The sequence below is a fragment of the Aquiflexum gelatinilyticum genome, from assembly GCF_024741135.1.
Taxonomy (GTDB): Bacteria; Bacteroidota; Bacteroidia; order Cytophagales; family Cyclobacteriaceae; genus Cognataquiflexum; species Cognataquiflexum gelatinilyticum.
Window position 1 is genome coordinate 648,793 of the sequence record NZ_JANSUY010000001.1, and the last position, 22,271, is coordinate 671,063.

At 39.2% G+C, this 22,271-nt stretch carries 24 protein-coding genes; 17 read left to right on the forward strand and 7 right to left on the reverse strand.

The window, feature by feature from the left end; genetic code table 11:
• Positions 1 to 10: 10 nt before the first annotated feature.
• Complete coding sequence (locus NU887_RS02715) at positions 11 to 1,387, reverse strand: TIGR00341 family protein (protein ID WP_258421819.1); 1,377 nt, start codon at positions 1,385 to 1,387, stop codon at positions 11 to 13.
• A 422-nt stretch (positions 1,388 to 1,809) separates the two neighbouring features.
• Between NU887_RS02715 and NU887_RS02720 the strand changes: the two genes are divergently transcribed.
• Genes NU887_RS02720 through NU887_RS02735 form a run of 4 tightly spaced genes read left to right on the forward strand, consistent with a single transcriptional unit; the run spans position 1,810 to position 4,760 of the window.
• Entirely contained in the window at positions 1,810 to 2,178 is a 369-nt protein-coding gene (locus NU887_RS02720; protein WP_258421820.1) for a response regulator, read from the forward strand.
• A 53-nt stretch (positions 2,179 to 2,231) separates the two neighbouring features.
• Positions 2,232 to 3,029: an MlaE family ABC transporter permease gene (locus NU887_RS02725; RefSeq protein ID WP_258421821.1), complete on the forward strand. Its 798-nt coding sequence runs from the start codon at positions 2,232 to 2,234 to the stop codon at positions 3,027 to 3,029.
• Complete coding sequence (locus NU887_RS02730) at positions 3,022 to 3,780, forward strand: ABC transporter ATP-binding protein (RefSeq protein ID WP_258421822.1); 759 nt, start codon at positions 3,022 to 3,024, stop codon at positions 3,778 to 3,780. Before NU887_RS02725 ends, NU887_RS02730 begins: the two co-directional genes overlap by 8 nt.
• The gene (locus tag NU887_RS02735) at positions 3,780 to 4,760 is read left to right on the forward strand and encodes an MlaD family protein (protein WP_258421823.1); all 981 of its coding nucleotides are present in this window, start codon (positions 3,780 to 3,782) and stop codon (positions 4,758 to 4,760) included. The genes NU887_RS02730 and NU887_RS02735 overlap by 1 nt, the downstream gene beginning before the upstream one ends.
• A gap of 139 nt (positions 4,761 to 4,899) precedes the next feature.
• On the opposite strand, the gene NU887_RS02740 is transcribed toward NU887_RS02735, so the two are convergent.
• Together NU887_RS02740 and NU887_RS02745 are read right to left on the reverse strand one after the other, a co-directional pair.
• A complete protein-coding gene (locus NU887_RS02740) occupies positions 4,900 to 5,958 on the reverse strand; it encodes an endonuclease/exonuclease/phosphatase family protein (RefSeq protein ID WP_258421824.1) in 1,059 nt (352 codons plus the stop codon).
• Between the two features lie 43 nt (positions 5,959 to 6,001).
• Positions 6,002 to 6,349: a winged helix-turn-helix transcriptional regulator gene (locus NU887_RS02745; protein WP_275982326.1), complete on the reverse strand. Its 348-nt coding sequence runs from the start codon at positions 6,347 to 6,349 to the stop codon at positions 6,002 to 6,004.
• A gap of 140 nt (positions 6,350 to 6,489) precedes the next feature.
• Between NU887_RS02745 and NU887_RS02750 the strand changes: the two genes are divergently transcribed.
• The 5 genes from NU887_RS02750 to NU887_RS02770 are packed head-to-tail and all read left to right on the forward strand — an operon-like array spanning position 6,490 to position 9,648.
• Positions 6,490 to 7,260, forward strand: a complete 771-nt coding sequence (locus NU887_RS02750; RefSeq protein WP_258421825.1) for a type 1 glutamine amidotransferase domain-containing protein — start codon at positions 6,490 to 6,492, stop codon at positions 7,258 to 7,260.
• A complete protein-coding gene (locus NU887_RS02755; RefSeq protein WP_258421826.1) occupies positions 7,257 to 8,036 on the forward strand; it encodes a DUF481 domain-containing protein in 780 nt (259 codons plus the stop codon). The genes NU887_RS02750 and NU887_RS02755 overlap by 4 nt, the downstream gene beginning before the upstream one ends.
• Positions 8,037 to 8,039: 3 nt before the next feature.
• Positions 8,040 to 8,774 carry a bestrophin family protein gene (locus NU887_RS02760; RefSeq protein WP_258421827.1) on the forward strand — a complete coding sequence of 245 codons (735 nt, stop codon included), beginning with the start codon at positions 8,040 to 8,042 and terminating at the stop codon, positions 8,772 to 8,774.
• Positions 8,775 to 8,777: 3 nt separating this feature from the next.
• Positions 8,778 to 8,981 carry a bestrophin family protein gene (locus NU887_RS21235; RefSeq protein ID WP_258421828.1) on the forward strand — a complete coding sequence of 68 codons (204 nt, stop codon included), beginning with the start codon at positions 8,778 to 8,780 and terminating at the stop codon, positions 8,979 to 8,981.
• Positions 8,982 to 9,030: 49 nt separating this feature from the next.
• On the forward strand, positions 9,031 to 9,648 hold the full coding sequence (locus tag NU887_RS02770; RefSeq protein ID WP_258421829.1) for an NADPH-dependent F420 reductase: 618 nt from the start codon (positions 9,031 to 9,033) through the stop codon (positions 9,646 to 9,648).
• Positions 9,649 to 9,786: 138 nt separating this feature from the next.
• On the opposite strand, the gene NU887_RS02775 is transcribed toward NU887_RS02770, so the two are convergent.
• From NU887_RS02775 to NU887_RS02785, 3 genes are all read right to left on the reverse strand, one after another.
• Positions 9,787 to 10,434 carry a hypothetical protein gene (locus tag NU887_RS02775; protein WP_258421830.1) on the reverse strand — a complete coding sequence of 216 codons (648 nt, stop codon included), beginning with the start codon at positions 10,432 to 10,434 and terminating at the stop codon, positions 9,787 to 9,789.
• A gap of 101 nt (positions 10,435 to 10,535) precedes the next feature.
• On the reverse strand, positions 10,536 to 11,111 hold the full coding sequence (locus NU887_RS02780; protein ID WP_258421831.1) for a TlpA family protein disulfide reductase: 576 nt from the start codon (positions 11,109 to 11,111) through the stop codon (positions 10,536 to 10,538).
• A 199-nt stretch (positions 11,112 to 11,310) separates the two neighbouring features.
• Positions 11,311 to 11,892, reverse strand: coding sequence for a TlpA family protein disulfide reductase (locus NU887_RS02785; protein WP_258421832.1), 582 nt, complete (start codon positions 11,890 to 11,892; stop codon positions 11,311 to 11,313).
• 392 nt (positions 11,893 to 12,284) lie between these two features.
• On the opposite strand from NU887_RS02785, the gene NU887_RS02790 reads away from it, so the two are divergent.
• From NU887_RS02790 to NU887_RS02820, 7 genes are all read left to right on the forward strand, one after another.
• Positions 12,285 to 12,875 carry a hypothetical protein gene (locus tag NU887_RS02790; RefSeq protein ID WP_258421833.1) on the forward strand — a complete coding sequence of 197 codons (591 nt, stop codon included), beginning with the start codon at positions 12,285 to 12,287 and terminating at the stop codon, positions 12,873 to 12,875.
• Between the two features lie 107 nt (positions 12,876 to 12,982).
• Entirely contained in the window at positions 12,983 to 13,603 is a 621-nt protein-coding gene (locus tag NU887_RS02795) for an outer membrane beta-barrel protein (protein WP_258421834.1), read from the forward strand.
• A gap of 184 nt (positions 13,604 to 13,787) precedes the next feature.
• Positions 13,788 to 16,043 carry a Tex family protein gene (locus NU887_RS02800; protein WP_258421835.1) on the forward strand — a complete coding sequence of 752 codons (2,256 nt, stop codon included), beginning with the start codon at positions 13,788 to 13,790 and terminating at the stop codon, positions 16,041 to 16,043.
• Between the two features lie 203 nt (positions 16,044 to 16,246).
• A complete protein-coding gene (locus NU887_RS02805) occupies positions 16,247 to 17,371 on the forward strand; it encodes an ATP-binding protein (protein ID WP_258421836.1) in 1,125 nt (374 codons plus the stop codon).
• A gap of 52 nt (positions 17,372 to 17,423) precedes the next feature.
• Positions 17,424 to 17,744, forward strand: coding sequence for a hypothetical protein (locus NU887_RS02810; protein ID WP_258421837.1), 321 nt, complete (start codon positions 17,424 to 17,426; stop codon positions 17,742 to 17,744).
• Positions 17,745 to 17,883: 139 nt separating this feature from the next.
• Positions 17,884 to 18,141 carry a hypothetical protein gene (locus NU887_RS02815; RefSeq protein ID WP_113924905.1) on the forward strand — a complete coding sequence of 86 codons (258 nt, stop codon included), beginning with the start codon at positions 17,884 to 17,886 and terminating at the stop codon, positions 18,139 to 18,141.
• Between the two features lie 10 nt (positions 18,142 to 18,151).
• Positions 18,152 to 18,919 (forward strand): XRE family transcriptional regulator, encoded by a 768-nt coding sequence (locus NU887_RS02820; protein WP_258421838.1) that lies wholly within the window; start codon positions 18,152 to 18,154, stop codon positions 18,917 to 18,919.
• Between the two features lie 61 nt (positions 18,920 to 18,980).
• Here NU887_RS02820 and rluF read toward each other — a convergent pair whose 3' ends face one another.
• On the reverse strand, positions 18,981 to 19,715 hold the full coding sequence (gene rluF, locus NU887_RS02825; RefSeq protein ID WP_258421839.1) for a 23S rRNA pseudouridine(2604) synthase RluF: 735 nt from the start codon (positions 19,713 to 19,715) through the stop codon (positions 18,981 to 18,983).
• Positions 19,716 to 19,857: 142 nt separating this feature from the next.
• On the opposite strand from rluF, the gene ppsA reads away from it, so the two are divergent.
• Positions 19,858 to 22,242: a phosphoenolpyruvate synthase gene (ppsA, locus tag NU887_RS02830; RefSeq protein WP_258422044.1), complete on the forward strand. Its 2,385-nt coding sequence runs from the start codon at positions 19,858 to 19,860 to the stop codon at positions 22,240 to 22,242.
• The last annotated feature ends 29 nt before the right edge of the window (positions 22,243 to 22,271 follow it).

Below are 22,271 nucleotides of genomic sequence, written 5' to 3' on the forward strand. Positions count from 1 at the left end.
CTGTATTTTTTTATTGGATAATGAGTGAAATGGTATCTGCTTTAGTTCTTAATTTAAGCCAAATCAGAAACAGGTTTTTTTCTTGAGTCGAAGGGGCTTTATTGAATTTGGCAACTGCCAAAAGCAAGGTGTCCTGCCTATTGTCTTTGAGGTTGGCTATGATTGACCTGTTGATGGTAAAATGGTCAAGGTTTGTATAATGTACTTTTGCTTCTTTAGCGATGTCCGTCACCTGCCTGTTGCTAAAGCTATATTCATTCAATTCTCTTTCCAACAAAGCGATTCGCATATCCTTATCTTTAATCAAGGCTTCGTTTCTTTCGTACAAATCCTTGAGGATGTTAGAACGAAGGATATTGATGTCCATTCCTTTATCTCCACTTTGTCTTACTTTGAGGAAAGTTCTGTCAAGTTTGAAGTTATGTAGCTTTTTTTCGATCTCGGCGATTTTTTCCTCTTCGATTCTTTCACCGATCAATGAAACCTCAATCAAGCTGCTGTCTGAATTGTAGAAATAATCGCTGGCAATCACCTGTGTCCCAGATAGGTCAAATTCAGTTTTAACAAATTGAGTGGCGGATTTTTGCCAAATGGTCCTTGTGACAATATTGTAGGCAAGGTAGATGCTTGGAATAATTGTCAGCAATGTGAAGATTGAAATATAGGTTCGAACTGTTTTTTCTCTTTTGGCATCAATGAATTCCTTTTTGGGGAATTTCATAAACCTTACAATCAAATAAGTAGAAAGACTGATAAAAACAGAATTGATAAAAAAGAGGTAAAATGCCCCAAAGAAGTAATAGACATTACCGGTTGCCAAGCCATAACCGGCAGTGCAGAGTGGGGGCATAAGGGCCGTCGCTATGGCCACTCCGGGAATGGCATTACTTTTTTCTTTTCTTGAACCTGCGACGATGCCGGCCAAGCCACCAAACAAAGCAATCAATACATCCCAAATCGAAGGTTCAGTCCTGGCAAGAAGTTCAGATTGAGCATCATTCAAAGGGGTAAATGAAAAGTAAATGGTGGAGGTGATGATACTTATGGCAATAGCTATTCCAAGATTTTTCAGTGATTTTTTGAGCAGTTCAAAGTCGTTGATTCCTGCCGCAAGACCAACACCCATGATCGGTCCCATCAATGGGGAGATGAGCATGGCGCCGATGATGACAGCAGTGGAGTTGACATTCAAACCTACAGAAGCTACAAGAATTGCAAAGATCAAAATCCAGAGATTGGCACCTTTGAACTCTACATTTTTACCAATATAGTCGATGGTTTCCAGTTCATCCTCCTTGCCTTCATGGAGGTCAAACCTGTCTTTAAAAAAAATCAGAAGCGAAAAAATCCTGTTCCTTCGACTGGTAGGTTTTGGGCTTTCTTCCATAATAATGGGGTTGATTTAAAGAGCAATCTAAGAAAAATAAATCAAGGAAAATGGATTTATTTCTTTTCATCTGAGTGAATTCAGAATTTCGCTTCATATAAAAAATAATTCGAAAGCACTAAAATATGGGCGTTAGTGGGGATAGCAAAATTGAAATAATAAGATTACATAAAATAATGTAAGTATCTCATTTTAAATGCAATAAAACAAATTTAGATTTATCTAAATTTGTATACCCTAAAAAAATTAGATTAATCTAAAAATTCAATTTATCAAAATCTTTCCATGACGAGTAGATTATGTTGTTATATTTGTGCATAACCCAATCCGTTTCCTGACACTGTCAAAATTTCAAAGACTCGCGTAGTTTGGAAATCGGATTTGTAATGGTTAATTCTTGTTTAGATTAATCTTTTTACCAAATGACGAAGCCAATTAGCAAATTGATTTTTGTGGATGATGACAAGATCCAGCATATGATCAACCGAAAAAATATTTTAAGAATCAACCCTGAAATCGACCTCCTATTTTTTGAAAATCCTTATGAAGCTTTGGGCTGGCTCAAGGACAATGACACAGACCTTTTGATTTTGGATGTAAATATGCCCGAAATGCAAGGTTGGGATTTTCTCGACGAGCTCAACAAGATGAACAAGACCACCAAGGTAAAAATGCTAACCTCCTCGATGGATCCAATGGATGTGGTGAAAAGCCAAGTTTATCCACAGGTTTCAGGTTTCTTGGTCAAGCCCTTGAGCAATGAGGTATTAACCGAAATATTGGGAATTTAATCTTAAGATCCGATTGGATTTGTTTAGATTAGTCAAATGAATTTTAACTGTTTATGTCAAAAATCAAAAAGGTAGACAAACCTGTAATTACCAAAAATCTGGATGAGTTTTTTAATGGCTTGTCAAAGGCTTTTGCATTCGTCAAAAGGTTTTTTAAGGAGGTATGGTTTCCACCGTATGAGTTTAAGGAAGTGTTGAGACAGTGCTATGAAATCGGCTACAGGTCCCTACCTCTGATTTCTCTTACCGGATTTATCATTGGCATTGTATTTACCAACCAATCAAGGCCATCGCTTGCGGAATTCGGGGCTACATCTTGGTTGCCTTCTTTGATTTCCATTGCTGTGGTCAGGGCATTGGGTCCATTGGTGACAGCTTTGATTGCCTCAGGTAAAGTAGGTTCAAGTATCGGGGCCGAAATCGGTTCCATGAACGTGACCGAACAGATCGATGCCATGGAAGTCTCCGCTATCAATCCCTTTAAATTCCTGGTGATTACAAGAACTTTGGCAGCGACATTCATGATACCTGTATTGGTCATGTACACGGATTTTGTGGCATTGATGGGATCTTTTGCAAGTGTCAATGCCAATGAGTTGGTCAGCTTGTCAACTTTCTTTGTACAGGTATTCGAGGCCGTTTCCTTTTTGGATATTTTCTCTTCGGTGATTAAGTCCGTGGTTTTCGGGTTTACAATTGGTATTGTTGGTTGCTACAAAGGATATAATTCATCCAGGGGTACTGAGGGGGTAGGACAGGCGGCTAATGCGGCAGTTGTCATGTCGATGTTTTTGATTTTTGTGGAAGAACTTTTGATCATGCAAATTGTAAATGCGATCCGATATGCTTAGTGAAAGAGAAAAAGTTGTTGAGATCAGGGGCTTGGTCAAATCTTTTGGAGAAAACCATGTGCTCAGAAATGTGGATCTGGATTTATATAAAGGAGAAAACCTTGTCGTTTTGGGCAAATCAGGAAGTGGTAAATCAGTTCTGATCAAATTGATGGTGGGTTTGCTCAGGCAAGATGAAGGAAGTATCAAAATATTCGGCATTGATACCCTTAAGCTCAATTTGAAAGAACTCAACAAACTCAGGTTGAGAATAGGGTTTTCTTTTCAGGCGTCTGCTTTGTACGACAGTATGACAGTAAGGGAAAATCTTGAGTTTCCATTGGTGCGTAATGTCAAAAACCTGACCAGGAAGGAAATAGATTTCAAGGTGGAAGAATTGCTTGATGCCGTGGCCTTGCCGAATACAATCAATCAGATGCCGTCGGAACTTTCCGGAGGTCAGAAAAAAAGAATAGGCATCGCAAGGACACTGATACTGAATCCTGAAATCATGCTTTACGATGAGCCTACGGCAGGTTTGGATCCTGTGACATGTATAGAAATCAACAACCTCATCAATGAAGTGAGGGAAAGATATAAGACTTCCTCTATTGTAATCACACACGACCTTACCTGTGCCAAACAAACCGGAGACAGGATGGCTGTATTGATCAAAGGGCATTTTAAAGCAGTCGGAACTTTTGAGGAAGTTTTTGAAGAAGCTACCGACAAACAAGTGAAATCATTTTACGACTATAATTTTATCAGATAATGAGAAATGACAATAAAAAATCCGTGATCGTTGGTGTGTTTGTCCTGATCGGGATCATCATCTTTATAGCAGGGGTCCTTACTATGGGAGGGCAACAGAAGAAATTTGTGAGAAGTATCAAATTGAATGCGGTTTTTGATGACATCGGCGGATTGCAGACTGGAAACAATGTCTGGTTTTCGGGTGTCAAAATCGGAACAGTCAGGAAGATCAATTTTTATGGGGAATCCCAGGTAGAAATTGTGATGAGTGTGGAGGAAAAGGTAAAAGACTACATCCGTAAAGATTCCAAAGCTACCATCGGTTCTGATGGTCTTATAGGGAATAAAATCATCGTCATCTATGGAGGGACTACCAATGCACCCGCTGTAGAGGATGGGGACAGACTCACAGCAGAAATGCCTCTGGATACAGACAAAATGATGGAAACTTTGCAGGAAAACAATAAAAATCTAGTTACTATCACAGAAAATCTAAAAGTTTTGACAACCAAAATCGCTGAGGGGAAAGGTATCGTAGGGGCTGTCATGACGGACAGTGTCATTGCTGAGAATTTCAAAAATACACTTTCCAACCTTGAGGCCGCTTCAGCCAAAAGCAATAAAATGATGGGAGATATTGGGAAATTTACTTCCGGATTAAATCAAAAAGGAACTTTGCTTTATGATATTACCAATGACAGGGAAACTTTTGCCAACCTTAAAGCTACAGTCGGTGAGTTGCAGGCGACTGCAGAAAACACTAAAACCCTGACTGATAACCTGAACAAGGTTTCTGAAAAACTTGATGATCAGAATAACGCAGTCGGAATGCTATTGAACGACCCTGAGTTTGCCCGAAATCTAAAAAGCACCATGGTCAATGTTGACAGTTCAGCATTGAACCTTAATAGAGGCTTAGAAGCTTTGGAATATACTTGGCCATTTAGAAAAGGCTTTAAGAAGAAGGCCAAGGCAGATGCCAAAGCCGCAGGAAATTAACCTTTTGATAGCCTTTAAAAACAAAATCCCCTCAGATGATTCATTTGAGGGGATTTTTTTGACTTCATATTTTTTGTAGTGAAGATAATAAGGCCTTTGTTTTTATTGGAAAAGTTCTCTCTGATAGAATATGTCGCAATCATGACTCTTTGCCATTTTTGATTTTCTCAACTGCCTCATTTTCCGATTCAGCATCAGATTGAAGTTTCTCATTATCATTGTCAGGTTGAAGTGAAAATTTCCCACTGATTGGGAAATGATCTGAACCTATGGATTTTTCGACTTTGATCTTGTCCAACGTGAAATGGCGGCTGACGAAAATATGGTCCAAAGGCCATCTCAAGAAGAAATATTTTGCATGAAAAGTACTGAACATTCCCCTGCCTCTTCTTGGATCTAGCAGGCCACTTGTTTTCAGAAAAAGTTCTGAAGTATAAGACCAACCTACGTCATTCAAATCTCCCATGACCAAAGCAGGTCTCCCATATTCCTTGGCTTTCTTTCCTACCAAAAGTATTTCGGCATCCCTTTCTGTACTTTTGGGATTTTCACCCGGTACAGGAGGAGTAGGGTGAATGGCGTAAATCTTTAAAGGATTGCCATCTGAGAGTTTAACATCAATTTCCATAGAAGGTATTTCTTCATCAATCAAATAATGTGTTTCTGAAGATAAGATCTTCAGTTTTGAAAAAAACAGCATGCCATAGGTGTTTTCAAGAGGTTTCTTTATCGAATACCGGTATTCCTTGTCCAATTCGGCCAAACCATTTTTCCATTTATCGTCAGTTTCTACCAAAAGGACCACATCAGGCCGAACGTTTTTAACCAGGGCAATAACTTTATGATAATCCGTATTGTACTGATATACATTCATTATTAAAACCGAGATTTTTGGTCTATTTTCAAACAATTTTTTTGTCTTCATTACCATTTTTTTTCCAAAAAATGTAAAGGGATAAATGTCATAGACAAGGTGAATTGACATTGCCACCAATAAATAAAACAGGATAGTTTCCTTGTTGAATCCGAATTCACTGATCTGAAATGACCAAATAATAATCAAAGTCACACAGATGGCTAATTTTTGAAATCTGGGATAATCAAAAATCCTATAAGCCCAATTGTCTTTTTTGATTAAAGGAATCAGTCCGGCTAGAAGGATGAAAATGCTGAGGATGTATAAGAAAAGCTTGATCATTGAAAACATGAATTGAATTACAATATCTTTTGAAAAGTACCTGTTATTGATTTGGAACTGTCATTTCCTCCATCAATTCCAAACCATAGTTTCTAATTACCTCAATAACCGGTATGGCTTTCAGCCCCCTTTCGGTGATGGAATATTCTACTTTTGGTGGAACTACGGCGTAGACTTTTCTAAAGATAAAACCTTCTTTCTCTAATTCCCTTAGCTGACTCGTCAGCATTTTGTGGGTAATGTGCGGTATGTCTTTTTTGAGTTCTCCATACCGCATTGTTTTTTCTTTCAGTCTCCATAAAATCGGCATTTTCCAAGTTCCTCCGATTCTGTCCATGGCAAACTCCACAGGATTGTAATATAGTTTTTTATCGAAAATAAAATCTGGCATAGGCTTCAGAGTTTAGATTTCCCATTACTTTCCAAAAAGTGAGTATAGCTCTTATCGGTAAGTATATTGATTGGGACAGTATATAAAATCAAATTTGATATATAATCATTAAAATCAAAGCCCATACAAATAATAATCTTATGTCACAGGTAAAAGAATTAGAGCATTATGTCCACAGTCATGGAATGCCAACCAAAGGTAAAATCCTTATGGTAGCAAGCAGTCCCTTTGTTTCAAAACAAACTGGATGGCCGATTGGATTTTGGGCTGCAGAATTGACCCATCCACTCCACGTTTTTCAGGAAGCAGGATATGAGATAGGATTAGTGTCTACAGAAGGAGGACAGCTTGAAATGGACGGATACTCCAATCCAACTGATCCGAGCGGTTATTCAGCACATGATGTGATTTCATTGGGCTACCTGCAAAAAGATTGGTTTAATGAAATGTTGTCTGAAACCAAAAAACTAACGGAAGTCAACCCTGAAGACTATGTAGCTATTTTTTTGGTTGGCGGTCAAGGCCCAATGTATACTTTTAGAGCCAATCCTGAACTTGAGCAACTCTTCCTTGTTTTTTATGAATCTGGGAAACCTTCTGCAGCAGTTTGTCATTCTACAGCTATGCTTTTGGATTTAAAAAAATCCAATGGAAAGCTTTTGGTCAAAGGCAAAACTTGGACTGGATTTGCTGATGCAGAGGAAGAATATGCAGATCAAGCGGTAGGAATGAAGATCCAACCCTATAGGATTGAAGAAGAAGCAAGGAAAATTCAGGGAACAACATTTAAAGTAGCTTCTCCATTTTCCTCTTATGCTATAAAAGACGGGAATTTGGTGACAGGTCAGCAACAAAACTCCGGCGCTGCGGCAGCGGAATTGGTTGTGGGAATGCTTGATGGTAAACCATGATTATGAGGACATGGTTTTTGTTTCTGATTCTGTTTTGTTGTTTTGTCAATATATCCAAAGCCCAATTGGATGAAAGCGACTCTGCAAAAAACCAGGTAAGGCTTGTTTTGAATGGCAACAGACAAAAAGGAAATGTAAATATTGCAATGGTCAGGGGGAGAATGGATTTTCTTTTTCGGATAAATCCTGACTTCATTTTCAAAACCCAAAACAGCCTGCTTTACCAGGAGTTTTTTGAGAAAAAAGCCGACCGGGATATTTTCAGCAGAAACTATCTTTATTTCAAACCCCAAAACAGATTTTATCCCTATGCCATCGGTTATGTCTCCACCAATTTTCGAAGAAGGATCGACCACAGGTATTTTGCCGGAATAGGTGTTACCTGGCAAATGATTCTGACTGGATTGCATTCGGTCAAGTTGTCGACCAATACCATTTATGAATCGACTGTTTTTGATAGCCAAGTTTTCAATTTTCCGGAATTTGACGGGAAGGATAATATCCGGCTTTGGCGTCAATCGATTTATTTGAGGGGAATCCACCGGATTTTTGAAAAAAAGCTGACGGTATTTTATGATGCTTTTTGGCAACCACATTTACTGAGAACAAAGAATTTCAGGTATCAGGCCAATATCGGTCTAGACTTTCCTGTATGGAAAGGTTTTAATCTGAATGTGAATTATCTTTTGGGATTTGAAAATGTGGTGGCTGAAAAAGTCCTTCAAAGAGATTCAATTTTCAGCTTTGGATTAAGCTACCAAATAAAAAAATTATAGAAAATGATAGTAAAGAAGAATTTCAGCCCTTTCAAAATATGGCAATACATCAAATCACCGATGTATTTTGTTTTGGTTTGGTCTTTTGCAGTTTGGATGTTTTTTTACATTTTCAATTGGAAATTTCTCAACCTAAACTTTGCTCCTGTAGGAATATTGGGTTCGGCATTGGCGATTTTTGTAGCTTTCAGAAATAATTCTTCCTATGCGAGGTGGTGGGAAGCTCGCACGATCTGGGGTGGAATTGTCAACTCAAGCAGGGTTTTGGCGAGATTGGTCATCACATTTACAGACAGCCATTCCCATCAGCCCAATTATGAAAAACAAAGGAGCGAGGACTTCAAAAAAGAATTGGTCAAATTATCCATCGCATGGGTACATTCTCTGAGGCTTCATCTCCGCAACCAACACGATTGGGAGCAATTGGAAACCTTTATGGATGAGGCTGATTTCCAGCAATTGATTTCTGTCCAGAACAAGCCTAATTTCCTTCAATTGCAGATTGGGAGAAAAATCTACGGAGGGATGGCAAATGGCATTTTGGGCGGATTTGACAGTTTTCAGATGGAAGGACAATTACTCGCATTGGCCAACTATCAGGGAGGCTGTGAAAGAATCAAAAACACCCCTCTTCCGCGGCAATATGATTTTTTCACAAGGATGTTTGTTTTGGTATTTTCAGCTTTATTGCCATTTGGAGTAATGGGTTTTTTCACAAATACTCCAAATCTTTCCTAGTTAGTGATCCCGCTTTCTGTGATTATTTCAGGGGTATTTATCATTATGGAAAAAACAGGTGCTGCCAACGAAAACCCATTTGAAAATCAGATTACCGATATTCCCATGAGCGCTTTGTGCAATACCATTGAAAGGGATTTGTTGGAAATGCTGGAGGAGAAAAAATTGCCTGAAAAGCTTGTTCCTAAAAATGGATACCTTTTCTAGAAATTGAGGATTTATGTTTAAATTAATTGAAGTAAAATAACATAACATCATGAATATAGCCATCATAGGAACAGGAAACGTAGGCGGCACTTTAGCTACCAAATGGGCGAAATCAGGCCACAGGATTTATTTGGGAGTCAAGGATACATCAAATTTTAAAGGGAAAGAACTGCTTTCCAATCCAAATACTTCCTTGCATAGCATCAAAGAAGCTGTCTCAGCAGCTAAGGTCATTTTGGTTGCCGTACCGGCAACAGCAGCGGTGGAAGTCGCACAATCACTCGGAGATACAGAAGGAAAGGTGATCATTGATACAATGAATGTGGTGATGGGAAGAGGCCCACAGGGGTTTTCCAATACTGCGGATGCCATCCTTGCACATACGGCGACTAAAGATGTGGTAAAAAGTTTCAATACGACAGGATTCAACAACATGACCGATCCCCGTTATGGTGACATGACTTTGGATTTGTTTACAGCAGGTGACAGCATAAAAGGAAAAACCATGGCTATTCAATTGGCAAAAGACGCCGGATTTGCAGCTTGCTACGATATCGGAGGCAATGATAAATTTGGACTGATGGAGCAGTTTGCATTTTTTTGGATCAACCTCGCCATGATGCAGGGACAGGGAAGAGATATAGGGTTCAAACTTTTGAAAAGGTGAGGTATTGGCCTATCTCGAATTAGTTAAGGGCAAAAAAGTCAAAGACCTCCTGTTATTTGGGTATTGGATTCTGAATTCAAACCTGATCCACAGGAGGTCTCTTGATAATTAAGAAAACGAGATTGATAAGCATTAATATCAAAAGTGGAAAGCAAATCGGATAGCCCTTAGTGGGGACATAGACAAGCCTACACTATTGAAGTTTTCGTTGATGGTAGGAAAGTTGGGCCTTTCGATTCTGTTTGTTCCAGTATTAAAATTCAAAGCAACCGAGGTCTCAGCTGATAATGAGAAGTGTTTTGAAAAATGATATCGCATACCAAGAAAACCTGTCGAGTTCAAATTGAAGGAAGTGCTATTGATCGTATTGTTGCCTTGGTATGTATTCCTGATTTCATTCCGTCCAAATCCAGCCCCAAAATCCATTCCGTAATAGCCTATAATTCTTGGATGAAATGTTTTTTGCCATTCTTTTCCAACATAGAGATTGATCCCTTGATTGTTTCTGTTCAAATCATTTAGGCTTCCAGTTCCAGTTGTTGAACTGAAATCAGCATTAATGATAGCACCCAACCTTAAAGCCACATTTTTGCCATTCTCACTTACATAATGATTTCTATAGAGAAGGCTACTGGGGTAATTCCCTTGGATAATCGGAGCAATATCTAAGGAAAATTCATGTTTGGTTTCTGAATAGTCAAAAACGGTTTTTTCTTTGGATTCCTGTGCAGAGACTTGGGTGAGGAATGCGCAAAGGAATAGGAATAAAATAGACAATTTCTTCATAGAAGATAAGTTTTAGTGAACAATACCCCGTTTACGAATAAATTGATTGTTTAGTTTTTTGCTTTTGGTTTTGACTTTTTAAGTGTTTACAAGCCAAAGGATTAATTTTGACCGGTAAGGAAATTTCTAAATTCTTCCGTATCGAAATTGCTCATTCCTTCCTGATAAAAAATGATTTCTCCTTTTGGGTTGACCACCAAAGTGGTAGGGATTGATTCGCTTTGAAGAGAATTATTGATGCCATAGCTCGCATGGACGACAGGGAAAGTAAAACCTTTGTTATCAATGAATGACTTGCTTTTTTCCAATTCTTTGTCAAGAGCAATCATCAGAAACTCTAGGTTTTTGGTGTCTTTGACTTTGGCATACATGTCTTCAATATGTGGCATTTCTGCCCTACAGGGTGGACACCAAGTGGCCCACAGGTTGATAAAAACGGTTTTTCCCCGGTAATCTTCCAGTATGACGGGATTCCCTTCCATATCGACAAACCTTCCAGCATAGTCAAAAGTCTGGTTTTCCTTATTGACCAAAGTGATTTTTGGTTTTTTGATTCCTGTGGCCAAAAGAAGCGACTGCAGTCCTCCCATTATCGGTGTAATCAACCCTGTAAAATAAAGGAATGCAAACACTGAAAGTATCAATCCCCAACTTTTCAATTCCTTTTTCCAATCCATTTTTGGTTTTTCTTTTTATCCGACTCTGCAAAAATAAAATCTACAGAAAGGAAAGTTTGTGATTATGAACACAAAGTTTTTAGGGATGATGGGTCTTTTTTATTTAATGGCCTGTTTAATTTGGGTCTTTTGAATTGTTGATTTCCAGCAAGGTAAATTAATCCGGTTTGAAATCTGGTTGAAGGTATTAATTATTCAATTATTGGGCCGAAGAAATAAGAAAATTTCTAAAATGGTCGGTATCAAAATTATTGGTTCCGTTGAGGTAATAAATGACTTTTCCCTCAGGGCTTACCACCACAGTCGTAGGGATTGCTTTGGTATAAAGTGAGGAATTCAAACCCTCATCGGCGTGGTAAACAGGGAAAGTGTACCCTTTGTCTTGGATGAAAGTTTTGCTTTTTCCAAAGTCATTGTCAGTAGCTACCATCAAAAAAGCAATTTCTTGGTTGTCTTTCAGTTTATCATAAAGACTATGAATATATGGCATTTCTATGCGGCATGGACCACACCAAGAAGCCCATATATTGATGAACAAAGTTTTTCCTTTAAACTGATCTAAACTCACTCTGTTACCATTCATGTCCAAAAATGTTCCTGAGTAGTCAAATTCAGTTTCTTTATCCTTTTGCGGTTCATTTTTTGGACCGATTAAGTTCATTCCCACAAGTTCCAACCTGACTCTCCTTTTGATCGATTTTCCTCTTTCGGTAAAGTAGAAAAAACTGATTCCCACCAATAAAAACCCTAAAACGAGCCATAAAATCTTCTTATTGAACATAACAAAGTGAATTTTTGAGATACTACTAATTGAGAATTCAATTAAATATTCATTGCAAATTTATGCAATGACAATTGAAATACTTAGTGACTTGCGGTACAAAGGTAGATGATCTATTTTCCGGGTAAGCCAGTAGCAGTATTTTAATATTTATTTGATAGTTGCTAAGTTGAAAATAATATATATTTTTATCTAATTCTTAAATAGCCAATAAGAGTTGTTCTTGGGATCAATTGGCGTGAAAATCAAAATTTCAAATTTGGAACAATCAAATCATATTGTTTCCCCAAAAATGTTTTTAGATAGATTTTCCAATTTTTTCAACCGAACCAATCTTATTTCCTTACCAAAGAATTTTTAAATGTTTATCAATTGATTTAACTATCAAAAAAATGAAAAACAAATTGATGATTGCCACAGCTTTAGGAGCAATGACTGTGTTTAGCTCCTGTAACCCTCAGCCGGAAACCAAATTGGAAGTTACAGTTAATGAAGTAGCTGAGCCCACCTTGACAGTTGCAGAAATAAACGCAGCGCAGCAGGCTTGGTGTGATGCATTGGTAGAAATTGGCAGGTTGCATTCTACAGGTGGAGATTACAAGGCTTTTGCAGAACAGGTTTTGACAGATGCTTATGATTACGACGAAGGAAGGGTATTTTTCAAACCTACTTTGACTACAGGAGATCAAGTATTCAGAAAAACAAAAAAAGGAGCTTTGGCTTACTTTGTAGGAGGTGATCCGGAATACCCAAATGACAATGGATTTGCTTTGAAGCCTTGGGTTGAAGTCAGGTATGACAATGATGAAAGAGGTGCAGAAGAGGTGATGATTTTGGGCAATATCGGTATTGCTATGGGATCTGTTTACTTCAAAGACAAAGACGGAAATGAAATTTTTGTTGACAAGACCTTTGTTTTCAAAAAGGGAGATGACGGAAAAATAAGATTGATCCTTCATAAATCAGCACTTCCTGTAATGTGATAATTGCCAAAGATTGACAGTATAACTAAATTTGATATTTTATGCATTTGGGAATGAAAAAAAATTCTAATCTTTGTTTATACAGCAATTAAAATCTGACTTCTGCTATGAAAAAATTATTGATTTTATCCTTTCTAATAGTAATCTCTATCATGGAGGTCCGGGCACAAGGTGTCGAGATCACGCCAATTACCGGTTATACTTTTCCTGCATCTTACCGCATCAGTTCAGGGACTGCTAGGTTAGGTGATGGCCAAAATTGGGGAGGTAATCTTGGATTTTCACTTAATGAATTTATGGAAATCGAAGTTTCCTATAACTACATGGCTACTAGGGCAACAGCCTCCTCACCTTTGTTAAATGACAGGGTTGATGTAAGGACTCAAGTTCACTATGCAATGATTGGAGCAAACAGGTTGTTTCCGACTTCAGATGCCATGACATTTTTTGCGGGCATGAAAATGGGAACAGGTACATTAGCATTCCCTGACGGGGAATACCGAAACATCACCAAGTTTTCAATAGGACTTCAAGGAGGTATGAAATATTTCGCTTCAGAAAGGGTTGGAATCAGGTTGCAGGCAAACTTAATGATGCCGGTATTGGCTGCAGGGGGTAGTTTGTGGTGGAGCCCGGGAGGAGGGACAGCAGTAGGTGTTTCTACATTTTCGCCGATAGTTCAGTTTGGATTTACAGGAGGTATTATTTTAAGATTACAGAAAGAATAAATGAGGTACATCTCTGAAAAACCTGCTTGGTAACAAGCAGGTTTTTTTATTGTCCAAGAAAAAAAAACATTCTCCCAAAGTATCAAAAACTTAGAAGAAGGAAGGCCGTATTTTATGAATCATTCATAGGAGTATTTTTTAAAGCTTGCTACTTTGCAGGCTTATCTTCATTTTCGAAACAGTAATGCTTTCAAATCATTTTGTTCAAGTTGCCGAGGAACTCGGAATCAAAGTCAAACAAGTCACCGACACAATAGAATTATTGGATGAAGGAGCCACAATTCCTTTTATTTCCAGGTATAGAAAAGAAGTTACCGGAAGCCTCGACGAGGTTCAAGTGGCTGCTATCCGCGATAGAATTCAACAATTAAGGGACTTGGAAAAACGCAAGGAGGCAATCCTAAAATCAATACAGGAGCAGGGAAAACTCACTCCCGAACTGGAGAAAAAAATTCTTGCAGCAGAAACCATGTCGCTTTTGGAGGATTTGTATCTGCCTTACAAACCAAAAAGAAGAACGAAAGCCACAATCGCCAGGGAAAAAGGATTGGAACCATTGGCATCCAAGATTTTTGAGCAAATTCCATTTGACCTTGAGTCAGAAGCAGCCTTATATATTGATACAGAAAAAGAAGTAAATTCTACAGAAGAAGCACTTCAGGGAGCGAGAGATATCATTGCCGAATGGGTAAATGAAAATGTAGAGCTGAGGAAAAAGATGCGTGACCTTTTTATCAAGGAAGGACAGTTTGTTTCCAAAGTAATTCCCGGCAAAGAAGAGGAAGCAATCAAATACAAGGATTATTTCGATTGGACTGAGCCTGTCAAATCTGCGCCTTCCCATAGGGTTTTGGCAATGAGAAGGGGAGAAAAAGAGCTTTTCCTGATGTTGGATACCTGTCCTGATGAAATCTCAGCCATAGCATTGATGGAAAAAGAGATTCTTCAAAATGCCGCAAACTCCTCGGTCGAGCAAGTGAAATTTGCCATCAAGGATTGCTACAAAAGATTATTGAAGCCGTCGATGGAAACAGAAGTAAGGCTTTTTACCAAAAAGAAAGCCGATGAGGAGGCTATCAAGGTTTTTGCGGACAACTTAAGACAATTGCTATTGGCAGCACCTTTGGGAGAAAAATCCGTTTTGGCACTTGATCCCGGATTCAGAACAGGCTGTAAAACCGTCTGTTTGGGTCCGCAGGGACAGTTGTTGAGTTATGATGCTATATATCCCAATGAACCACAAAAGAGGACTGCTGAAGCCGGCGCAACCATCAGACATTTGGTAGAAAAACACCATGTGGAAGCCATCGCCATCGGAAATGGTACCGCAAGCCGCGAGACGGAAACTTTTGTCAAATCATTGGGTTTGCCAAAAAACGTCATCGTCACCATGGTCAATGAAAGCGGCGCTTCTATTTATTCCGCTTCCGATGTGGCAAGGGAAGAATTTCCGGACCACGATCTTACCATCCGCGGAGCAGTTTCTATAGGTCGCAGGTTGATGGATCCTTTGGCAGAACTGGTGAAAATCGATCCAAAGTCAATCGGTGTCGGCCAATACCAACATGATGTAGATCAGGGAGCGTTGAAGAATTCTTTGGACGATACTGTAATGAGTTGTGTCAATGGCGTAGGAGTGGAGGTCAATACTGCTTCCAAGCAATTGCTGACTTATGTCTCGGGTCTAGGTCCGGTTTTGGCACAGAACATTGTAAGTTACCGAGAGGAAAACGGTCCTTTTAAAAGCAGAAGTGAAATCCGGAAAGTTCCTAGGTTGGGCGAAAAGGCATTTGAACAGGCAGCAGGATTCCTAAGAATCCGAAACGCCAAAAATCCATTGGATGCTTCAGCTGTTCACCCTGAGCGCTATGAGATGGTCGAGAAAATGGCAAAAGACATCGGTGCCAAAGTGGCTGATTTGATGACCTCAGAGGAATTCAGGTCAAAAATCATTTTGAAAAATTACGTTTCTGAGACAGTTGGTTTGCCGACCTTGCAGGATATCATGGCTGAACTTTCCAAACCGGGAAGAGATCCAAGGGAAAGTTTTGAGGTATTCAATTTTCAGGATGGTGTTAATGAAATGAAAGACCTCAAAGTAGGTATGAAACTTCCGGGTATCATTACCAACATCACCAAGTTTGGCGCTTTTGTAGATATCGGGGTTCATCAGGATGGTTTAGTGCATTTGAGTCATTTGGCGGATAAGTTTGTAACTGACCCTGCAACGGTAGTCTCTGTCAATCAAAAAGTACAGGTCACAGTCATGGAGGTAGACATTTCCAGAAAGCGGATTGCCTTGAGTATGAAATCGGATCCAATTGCTGCTAAGGGAACTTTCAGCCCAAAAGAAAAACCTGAAGAAAAGAAAAAGAAAGAAGTGGAAGTAGATGGTGATTTGGCTGCAAAGTTGGCGCTTTTGAAGGGGAGGTTTCGGTAGGAATGGAAAATTGAAAGATTGAAAAATTGAAAAATGGCCTCTGGAAGCAGAGGCTTTTTTGTTTCAAAAGATCCGTAATCCATGAAAGTAGCTACTTCTGTGGATCGTAATCCATAAAAGTAGCTACTTTTGTGGACCGTATTCCATAAAAGTAGCTATATTTGGAATAGCATGATTGGCCACTATATAAAATCCCGGGAATAATGGATATTGAAAGGTTACAAAGACATTGGATTGGAGAAAAGCTTCATAAAGGGAAAGTCATAATTGTCATTGGTCCAAGACAGGTTGGAAAAACCACCTTGGTCAATGAATTATTGAAATCCGAGAGCTTTTTGTTTTTGGATGGGGATGACCCGACCGTTCGGGAACTTCTTAATTCTCCTAACACTGAACAATTGAAGAGTATTTTGGGAAATTATTCCTTGGTTTTTATAGATGAGGCGCAAAGAATCAAAGACATTGGAATTACCCTTAAAATAATCCATGACAGGTTTAAGGATGTACAGTTATTGGTCAGCGGGTCCTCTTCTTTTGAGCTTTCAGGATTAACCCAAGAACCTTTAACCGGAAGAAAATGGACATTTTTTTTATATCCGATCAGTTGGGAAGAATGGGAAAAACAAGTAGGCTATGTGAGGGCTGAGCAGAGTATTGAGGAAAGATTGGTATTTGGTATGTATCCAGAGATCCTCACAAACGTGCCTGACCAAAAGGAGTTGCTTTTGGAACTTTCAGAGAGCTATTTATATAAAGACATTTTTTCCTTGGGGCTTATCAAGAAACCTGATGCCATTCATAGATTGCTACAAGCCTTGGCCTACCAAGTTGGAAATGAAGTTTCATTCAATGAGTTAAGTAATCTTTTGAAAATTGATGTCAAGACTGTTATCAGTTATATAGAATTATTGGAGCAGGCTTTTGTGATTTTCAGATTAGGAACCTTCAGCAGGAACCTACACAATGAAATAAAAACAAATAAAAAGATATATTTCTATGACAACGGAGTTAGAAATGCTTTGATAAATAATTTCCAACCTGTTTCACTGAGAAATGATATCGGTGCACTATGGGAAAATTTTCTGATAAGTGAACGGGTAAAATTGTTGGAATACCATAAAATGAACAGGGATATATTTTTCTGGAGAACCAAATTTCAACAGGAAATAGATTTTGTCGAAACATTTGATGGAAAAGTGCTTGGATTCGAATTTAAATGGAATCCCAAACAAAAAGTGAATTTTCCTGCCTCATTTATAGAAACCTATCAGGCAGAGACTAAAGTCATCCATAGAGACAATTTCAGAGAATTTGTGATGGGAATTTGAAATAATAGGAATTTTAATTTATTTAGATTGTTTTAGTTGATTAAATCATTTTATGTTACAAAACACAGATTATCTCAAATCAACCATTCTTTTAACAATTATTTTTTCGTTAATTTTAATTATTTGTCCTGTCAAAATATACTCTTTTGAATCCATTGATTCCATTAAACCAGAACTTCAGGCTCATGATACTACTTTCCAAAAAGAGGATTTGGATACTTTGGAAATAAGCGAAAATGGTTTCGATTCAATAGTAAAAGACAAGTTTATTGAAGGGCCTGATTTAGGAATGTATTTTAGGTTAGGGATTCTTATTGTAATCCTTTATTTGGGTTATCGAATGGTAAGGAAAGTATTCTCTAATAAAACCTAACCATCATTTCTACAATTTTTCCAATCCCAATCTTCCAATTACTCCGACAGTATATGTCGAATAAAGGTCATTTTTATAAACATATATATGTTATTTAAAATAACATTTTTATATTAGCTCCTGTTAAAACGCTATGGACATGGAAGCTATCGACAAAATCAGTGTAACTCAAAAAGAACTTCCTTCGGGAAATTGTCAGGTGAAGTTTTTTATCGAAGATGAGAGGAAGCCTCAATACGGTTACCTTTTGGTCAACGAACCCAAGCCGGTAGGGGAGATCATCGCCGAAATCCAAGAGCGGTTGGAGAGAAGAAGGATGGCAACCTCGGGTTTGAACCCATTCTCGGTAATGCACCAACAAAAAGAGGATAACAATTTTTATTTGTATTCAGCTTAAAAGAATTCATATGATACTCGCCAAGAATCTTAGATTTCTCAGGACAGAAAAGGGATTGACCCAAACTGACCTCGCCGAAAAGCTTGGTGTGCAGCGCACCATGATTTCAGCATATGAAGACGGAAGATCCGAACCAAAGCTTTCAGCCTTGGATATCTTTTCGAAACTGTTTGCGGTGAGTATAGATGAATTGCTCCACCACGATATCCAACAGTTTGGAAGAAAGGCATCGAAAAACAAAGAAATCAAAATCTTGACAATTGCTGCCGATGAAAGCGATCGCGAGAACATCACGATGGTGGGACAAAAGGCATCAGCGGGTTATCTGAATGGTTTTGCTGATCCTGAGTACATGGAATCTTTGCCGCAGTTTCATATTCCGACCCTCTCGAGAAGTGCGACTTACCGGGCCTTTGAACTCAGCGGAGACAGCATGCTTCCCTTGGTGGCCGGCACGGTGATTATCGGTTCTTATATCGAGCAATTGAGAGATATTAAAAGCGGCAAGACATACGTTCTTGTCACTTCTTCCGAAGGGGTGGTTTACAAAAGGGTGTTCAATTACCTCGAAGAAAATGGCAAATTATTTTTGGTTTCGGACAATGAACATTACAAGCCTTATGAAGTCAAAGCAGAAGATGTTGTTGAAATATGGGAAGCTAAGGCATTTATCAGTACGGACTTCCCCAATCCAAAAGACAAAGCCAAACCGGTAAGCTTGGATGATATTTCTCAGATGATCCTGGATTTGAAGACAGAAATTATCCGATTGAGATAGGGGTTTTGTTTGAATCAAATATGGTCAATCCTGCCAATACAATTGGTTCAAACACCAAGTACTAGTCTTCATATGTTTTTGAAGAATCCGCAATTAATCTGTTCACTTCAGCCATTTCTTTTTTGCTCAGGTCGCGCCATTTGCCGATTTGCTGATCGAGGATGATGTTCATGATGCGGATGCGCTTGAGTTTGGTGACTTTGTATCCAAGGTAATCGCACATTCTCCTGATCTGCCTGTTGAGTCCTTGGGTCAAAACAATATTGAATTTGTAAGTATTGATCTGCCGAACTTCACATTTATTGGTGATGGTGTCCAAGATGGGAATCCCACTCCCCATTTTATGGATAAAAGTTTTGGTAATGGGTTTGTCCACTGTCACCACATATTCCTTTTCATGGTTGTTTTTGGCGCGGAGGATTTTGTTAACAATATCACCGTCGCTGGTAAGCAGGATAAGTCCTTCACTTTCCTTGTCCAATCTGCCTATCGGAAAAATCCGCTTTGGATGGTTGATATAATCGATGATGTTGTTTTTTTCGGCTTTGATATCTGTCGTACAGACAATGCCTATTGGTTTGTTGAATGCAATGTAAACATGTTCTTCCTCCGGCTCGGAAATCAGCTTCCCATCTACCCTGATTTGGTCTCCAGGATTGATCTTTGTTCCCATTTCAGGAACTTTTCCGTTGATGGTCACCCTTCCCGCATCAATGAGTTTGTCTGCTTCCCTTCTAGAACAAAACCCCACTTCACTAAGGTATTTATTGATGCGCGTGCCGTTGGATTCGGTCATTTTAGCTTTGATTTGAGTCTGCAAAGAACAGGCATTTAGAATAAAAATGAAAGTCAGAAGCCTAAGTGATTTCTGTCATATTATTTTTTGGATATACAAAGTAAATTATCCTCATCAATACACCAACTTAAACAACCTGACCATGAGGTACGCCATTCCTTTTAAAGATATCCGAAACAAAGATATTGCAATAGTAGGAGGTAAAAATGCCTCATTGGGAGAGATGATCCACGAATTGGGTCCGCTTGGTATCAGGATTCCGGATGGCTTCGCGACGACAGCAAAAGCCTTTAGGCTATTTTTAAAAGACAACAACCTGATCGATTCCTTGAACAAGGAATTGGAAAAACTTGATACCAAATCCTTGGATAATTTACCCGAGATAGGAAAAGCCTGTAGGAAACTGATGCTTTCAGGAAAGATTCCGGAAGCAGTGAAGCAAGATGTTCTTTCTACTTTTAAAGAATTGAACAATGGTCAAGGGTTCTCTTTTGCTGTCCGTAGTTCTGCTACGGCAGAGGATTTACCGACGGCGAGTTTTGCCGGGCAACATAGCAGTTTTTTGAATGTGGCTGGTGAAGAAAAAATCCTTGAGGCCATCCATGGTTGCTATGTATCACTTTTCAATGACCGAGCCATCAAATACAGGATTGATAATGGATTTGACCATATGCAGGTGGCCTTATCGGCCGGTGTGCAGCGAATGGTCAGATCGGATATCAGCAGCGCCGGCGTCGCTTTCACTATTGACCCCGAGTCAGGATTTGCAAACGTGATTTATATTACCTCAGCTTGGGGATTAGGTGAAAACATTGTTCAGGGCGCGGTCAATCCCGATGAATTTTATGCTTTTAAACCTTCTATAGAAAAAGGTAAAAAAGCCCTTTTTTCCAGGAGATTAGGGGCAAAAGAAAACAAGATGGTCTATGCTGTCGGTACAGAAAGGCCTATTGTCAATGTCAAAACCAGCCCGATGGAGAAAAACATTTTTTCTCTTTCCGATGAGGAAGTAGAGTCATTGGCCGAATGGTGTTTCCAAATTGAAAAACATTACAAGCTTCCAATGGATATCGAATGGGCAAAAGACGGTTTGACAGGCGAGATGTTTATTGTGCAGGCCCGGCCCGAAACCATCCATGGTAAGGATCAAAAAATCACCACCAAAGAATACAAGTTGCTCTCCAAAACTGACCCGATCACGAAGGGAAAAGCAGTAGGAAGGTCCATTGCAAGCGGACCGGTTTGTCTCATCCATTCTGTCAAGGATGTGGGTAAGGTAAAAGATGGCGACGTCATCGTGGCCGATATTACCAATCCGGATTGGAATGCCATGCTTAGAAAGGCGATATGTATCGTGACCAACAAGGGAGGGCGGACAAGCCATGCATCCATTGTGGCCCGGGAACTTGGAATCCATGCCGTGGTAGGTACGGGAGATGCAACCCAAAAACTCAAGGATGGACAAATGATTACCGTTTCATGCATTGAAGGAGATGAGGGAATGGTATATGATGGGAAGTTGGAATGGTCAGAAAAAATTATTGACCTTCAGAAAGTGCCGCCGACTAAAACCAAGCCGATGTTTATTTTAGCCGACCCTTCCAAGGCTTTTCGATTCTCGTTTTATCCCAATGAGGGAGTTGGATTGCTCAGAATGGAATTTATCATCAGCAATGAAGTCAGGATTCACCCCATGGCCTTGGCCGATTTTGATAAGCTTCATGATTCCAATGACAAAAAATCCATTGCCGCCATCACCCAACAATATCCCGATAAAAAGAAATATTTTATTGAGAAATTATCCGAATCTGTTGCGATGGTGGCAGCTGCTTTTTACCCCAAAGATGTGATTGTCAGAATGAGTGATTTCAAATCAAATGAATATGCGCAGCTGATTGGTGGAAAGGTTTTTGAACCGGAAGAAGAGAATCCCATGATCGGATTCCGCGGTGCGTCCAGGTATTATAATGAGCGGTACAAAGCAGGTTTTGGATTGGAATGTGAGGCGATGCGTGTCATCAGGGAAGATATGGGTTTCACTAATGTAAAGCTGATGGTTCCGTTTTGCAGGACGATAGAGGAAGGAAAAAAGGTCCTGGAGACCATGAGAGAATTTGGATTGGAAAGAGGCAAGAATGGCTTGGAAGTCTATGTAATGGCAGAGATTCCAAGTAATGTCATCCTTGCCAAAGAGTTTGCGAAGATATTTGATGGATTTTCTATAGGTTCAAACGACCTTACCCAACTTACACTTGGCGTTGACCGGGATTCAGAAATAGTCTCTGACATTTTTGACGAGAACAATGAGGCCGTCAAAAGCATGTTATCTATGGTAATCCAATCAGCAAAAAAAGCCAAAGTCAAAATCGGTCTTTGTGGGCAGGCACCAAGTGATTACCCGGAATTTGCCGGTTTTTTGGTGGACGAAGGCATTGACAGCATTTCTTTCAATCCTGATGCGCTTTTGAAAGGAATAGAAAACATTGCACTTGCAGAATCAAAAAAACATATGAAAATCAAAAATTAAGCGCTTCAATTTAAAGGAACATTGACCCG

Excerpts from the sequence above, each read along its gene's own strand:
- NU887_RS02715 (WP_258421819.1), bottom strand. The coding sequence starts at position 1,387 with ATGGAAGAAAGCCCAAAACCTACCAGTCGAAGGAACAGGATTTTTTCG.
- NU887_RS02720 (WP_258421820.1), top strand. The coding sequence starts at position 1,810 with ATGACGAAGCCAATTAGCAAATTGATTTTTGTGGATGATGACAAGATC.
- NU887_RS02725 (WP_258421821.1), top strand. The coding sequence starts at position 2,232 with ATGTCAAAAATCAAAAAGGTAGACAAACCTGTAATTACCAAAAATCTG.
- NU887_RS02730 (WP_258421822.1), top strand. The coding sequence starts at position 3,022 with ATGCTTAGTGAAAGAGAAAAAGTTGTTGAGATCAGGGGCTTGGTCAAA.
- NU887_RS02735 (WP_258421823.1), top strand. The coding sequence starts at position 3,780 with ATGAGAAATGACAATAAAAAATCCGTGATCGTTGGTGTGTTTGTCCTG.
- NU887_RS02740 (WP_258421824.1), bottom strand. The coding sequence starts at position 5,958 with ATGATCAAGCTTTTCTTATACATCCTCAGCATTTTCATCCTTCTAGCC.
- NU887_RS02745 (WP_275982326.1), bottom strand. The coding sequence starts at position 6,349 with ATGCCAGATTTTATTTTCGATAAAAAACTATATTACAATCCTGTGGAG.
- NU887_RS02750 (WP_258421825.1), top strand. The coding sequence starts at position 6,490 with ATGTCACAGGTAAAAGAATTAGAGCATTATGTCCACAGTCATGGAATG.
- NU887_RS02755 (WP_258421826.1), top strand. The coding sequence starts at position 7,257 with ATGATTATGAGGACATGGTTTTTGTTTCTGATTCTGTTTTGTTGTTTT.
- NU887_RS02760 (WP_258421827.1), top strand. The coding sequence starts at position 8,040 with ATGATAGTAAAGAAGAATTTCAGCCCTTTCAAAATATGGCAATACATC.
- NU887_RS02770 (WP_258421829.1), top strand. The coding sequence starts at position 9,031 with ATGAATATAGCCATCATAGGAACAGGAAACGTAGGCGGCACTTTAGCT.
- NU887_RS02775 (WP_258421830.1), bottom strand. The coding sequence starts at position 10,434 with ATGAAGAAATTGTCTATTTTATTCCTATTCCTTTGCGCATTCCTCACC.
- NU887_RS02780 (WP_258421831.1), bottom strand. The coding sequence starts at position 11,111 with ATGGATTGGAAAAAGGAATTGAAAAGTTGGGGATTGATACTTTCAGTG.
- NU887_RS02785 (WP_258421832.1), bottom strand. The coding sequence starts at position 11,892 with ATGTTCAATAAGAAGATTTTATGGCTCGTTTTAGGGTTTTTATTGGTG.
- NU887_RS02790 (WP_258421833.1), top strand. The coding sequence starts at position 12,285 with ATGAAAAACAAATTGATGATTGCCACAGCTTTAGGAGCAATGACTGTG.
- NU887_RS02795 (WP_258421834.1), top strand. The coding sequence starts at position 12,983 with ATGAAAAAATTATTGATTTTATCCTTTCTAATAGTAATCTCTATCATG.
- NU887_RS02800 (WP_258421835.1), top strand. The coding sequence starts at position 13,788 with ATGCTTTCAAATCATTTTGTTCAAGTTGCCGAGGAACTCGGAATCAAA.
- NU887_RS02805 (WP_258421836.1), top strand. The coding sequence starts at position 16,247 with ATGGATATTGAAAGGTTACAAAGACATTGGATTGGAGAAAAGCTTCAT.
- NU887_RS02810 (WP_258421837.1), top strand. The coding sequence starts at position 17,424 with ATGTTACAAAACACAGATTATCTCAAATCAACCATTCTTTTAACAATT.
- NU887_RS02815 (WP_113924905.1), top strand. The coding sequence starts at position 17,884 with ATGGAAGCTATCGACAAAATCAGTGTAACTCAAAAAGAACTTCCTTCG.
- NU887_RS02820 (WP_258421838.1), top strand. The coding sequence starts at position 18,152 with ATGATACTCGCCAAGAATCTTAGATTTCTCAGGACAGAAAAGGGATTG.
- rluF (WP_258421839.1), bottom strand. The coding sequence starts at position 19,715 with ATGACCGAATCCAACGGCACGCGCATCAATAAATACCTTAGTGAAGTG.
- ppsA (WP_258422044.1), top strand. The coding sequence starts at position 19,858 with ATGAGGTACGCCATTCCTTTTAAAGATATCCGAAACAAAGATATTGCA.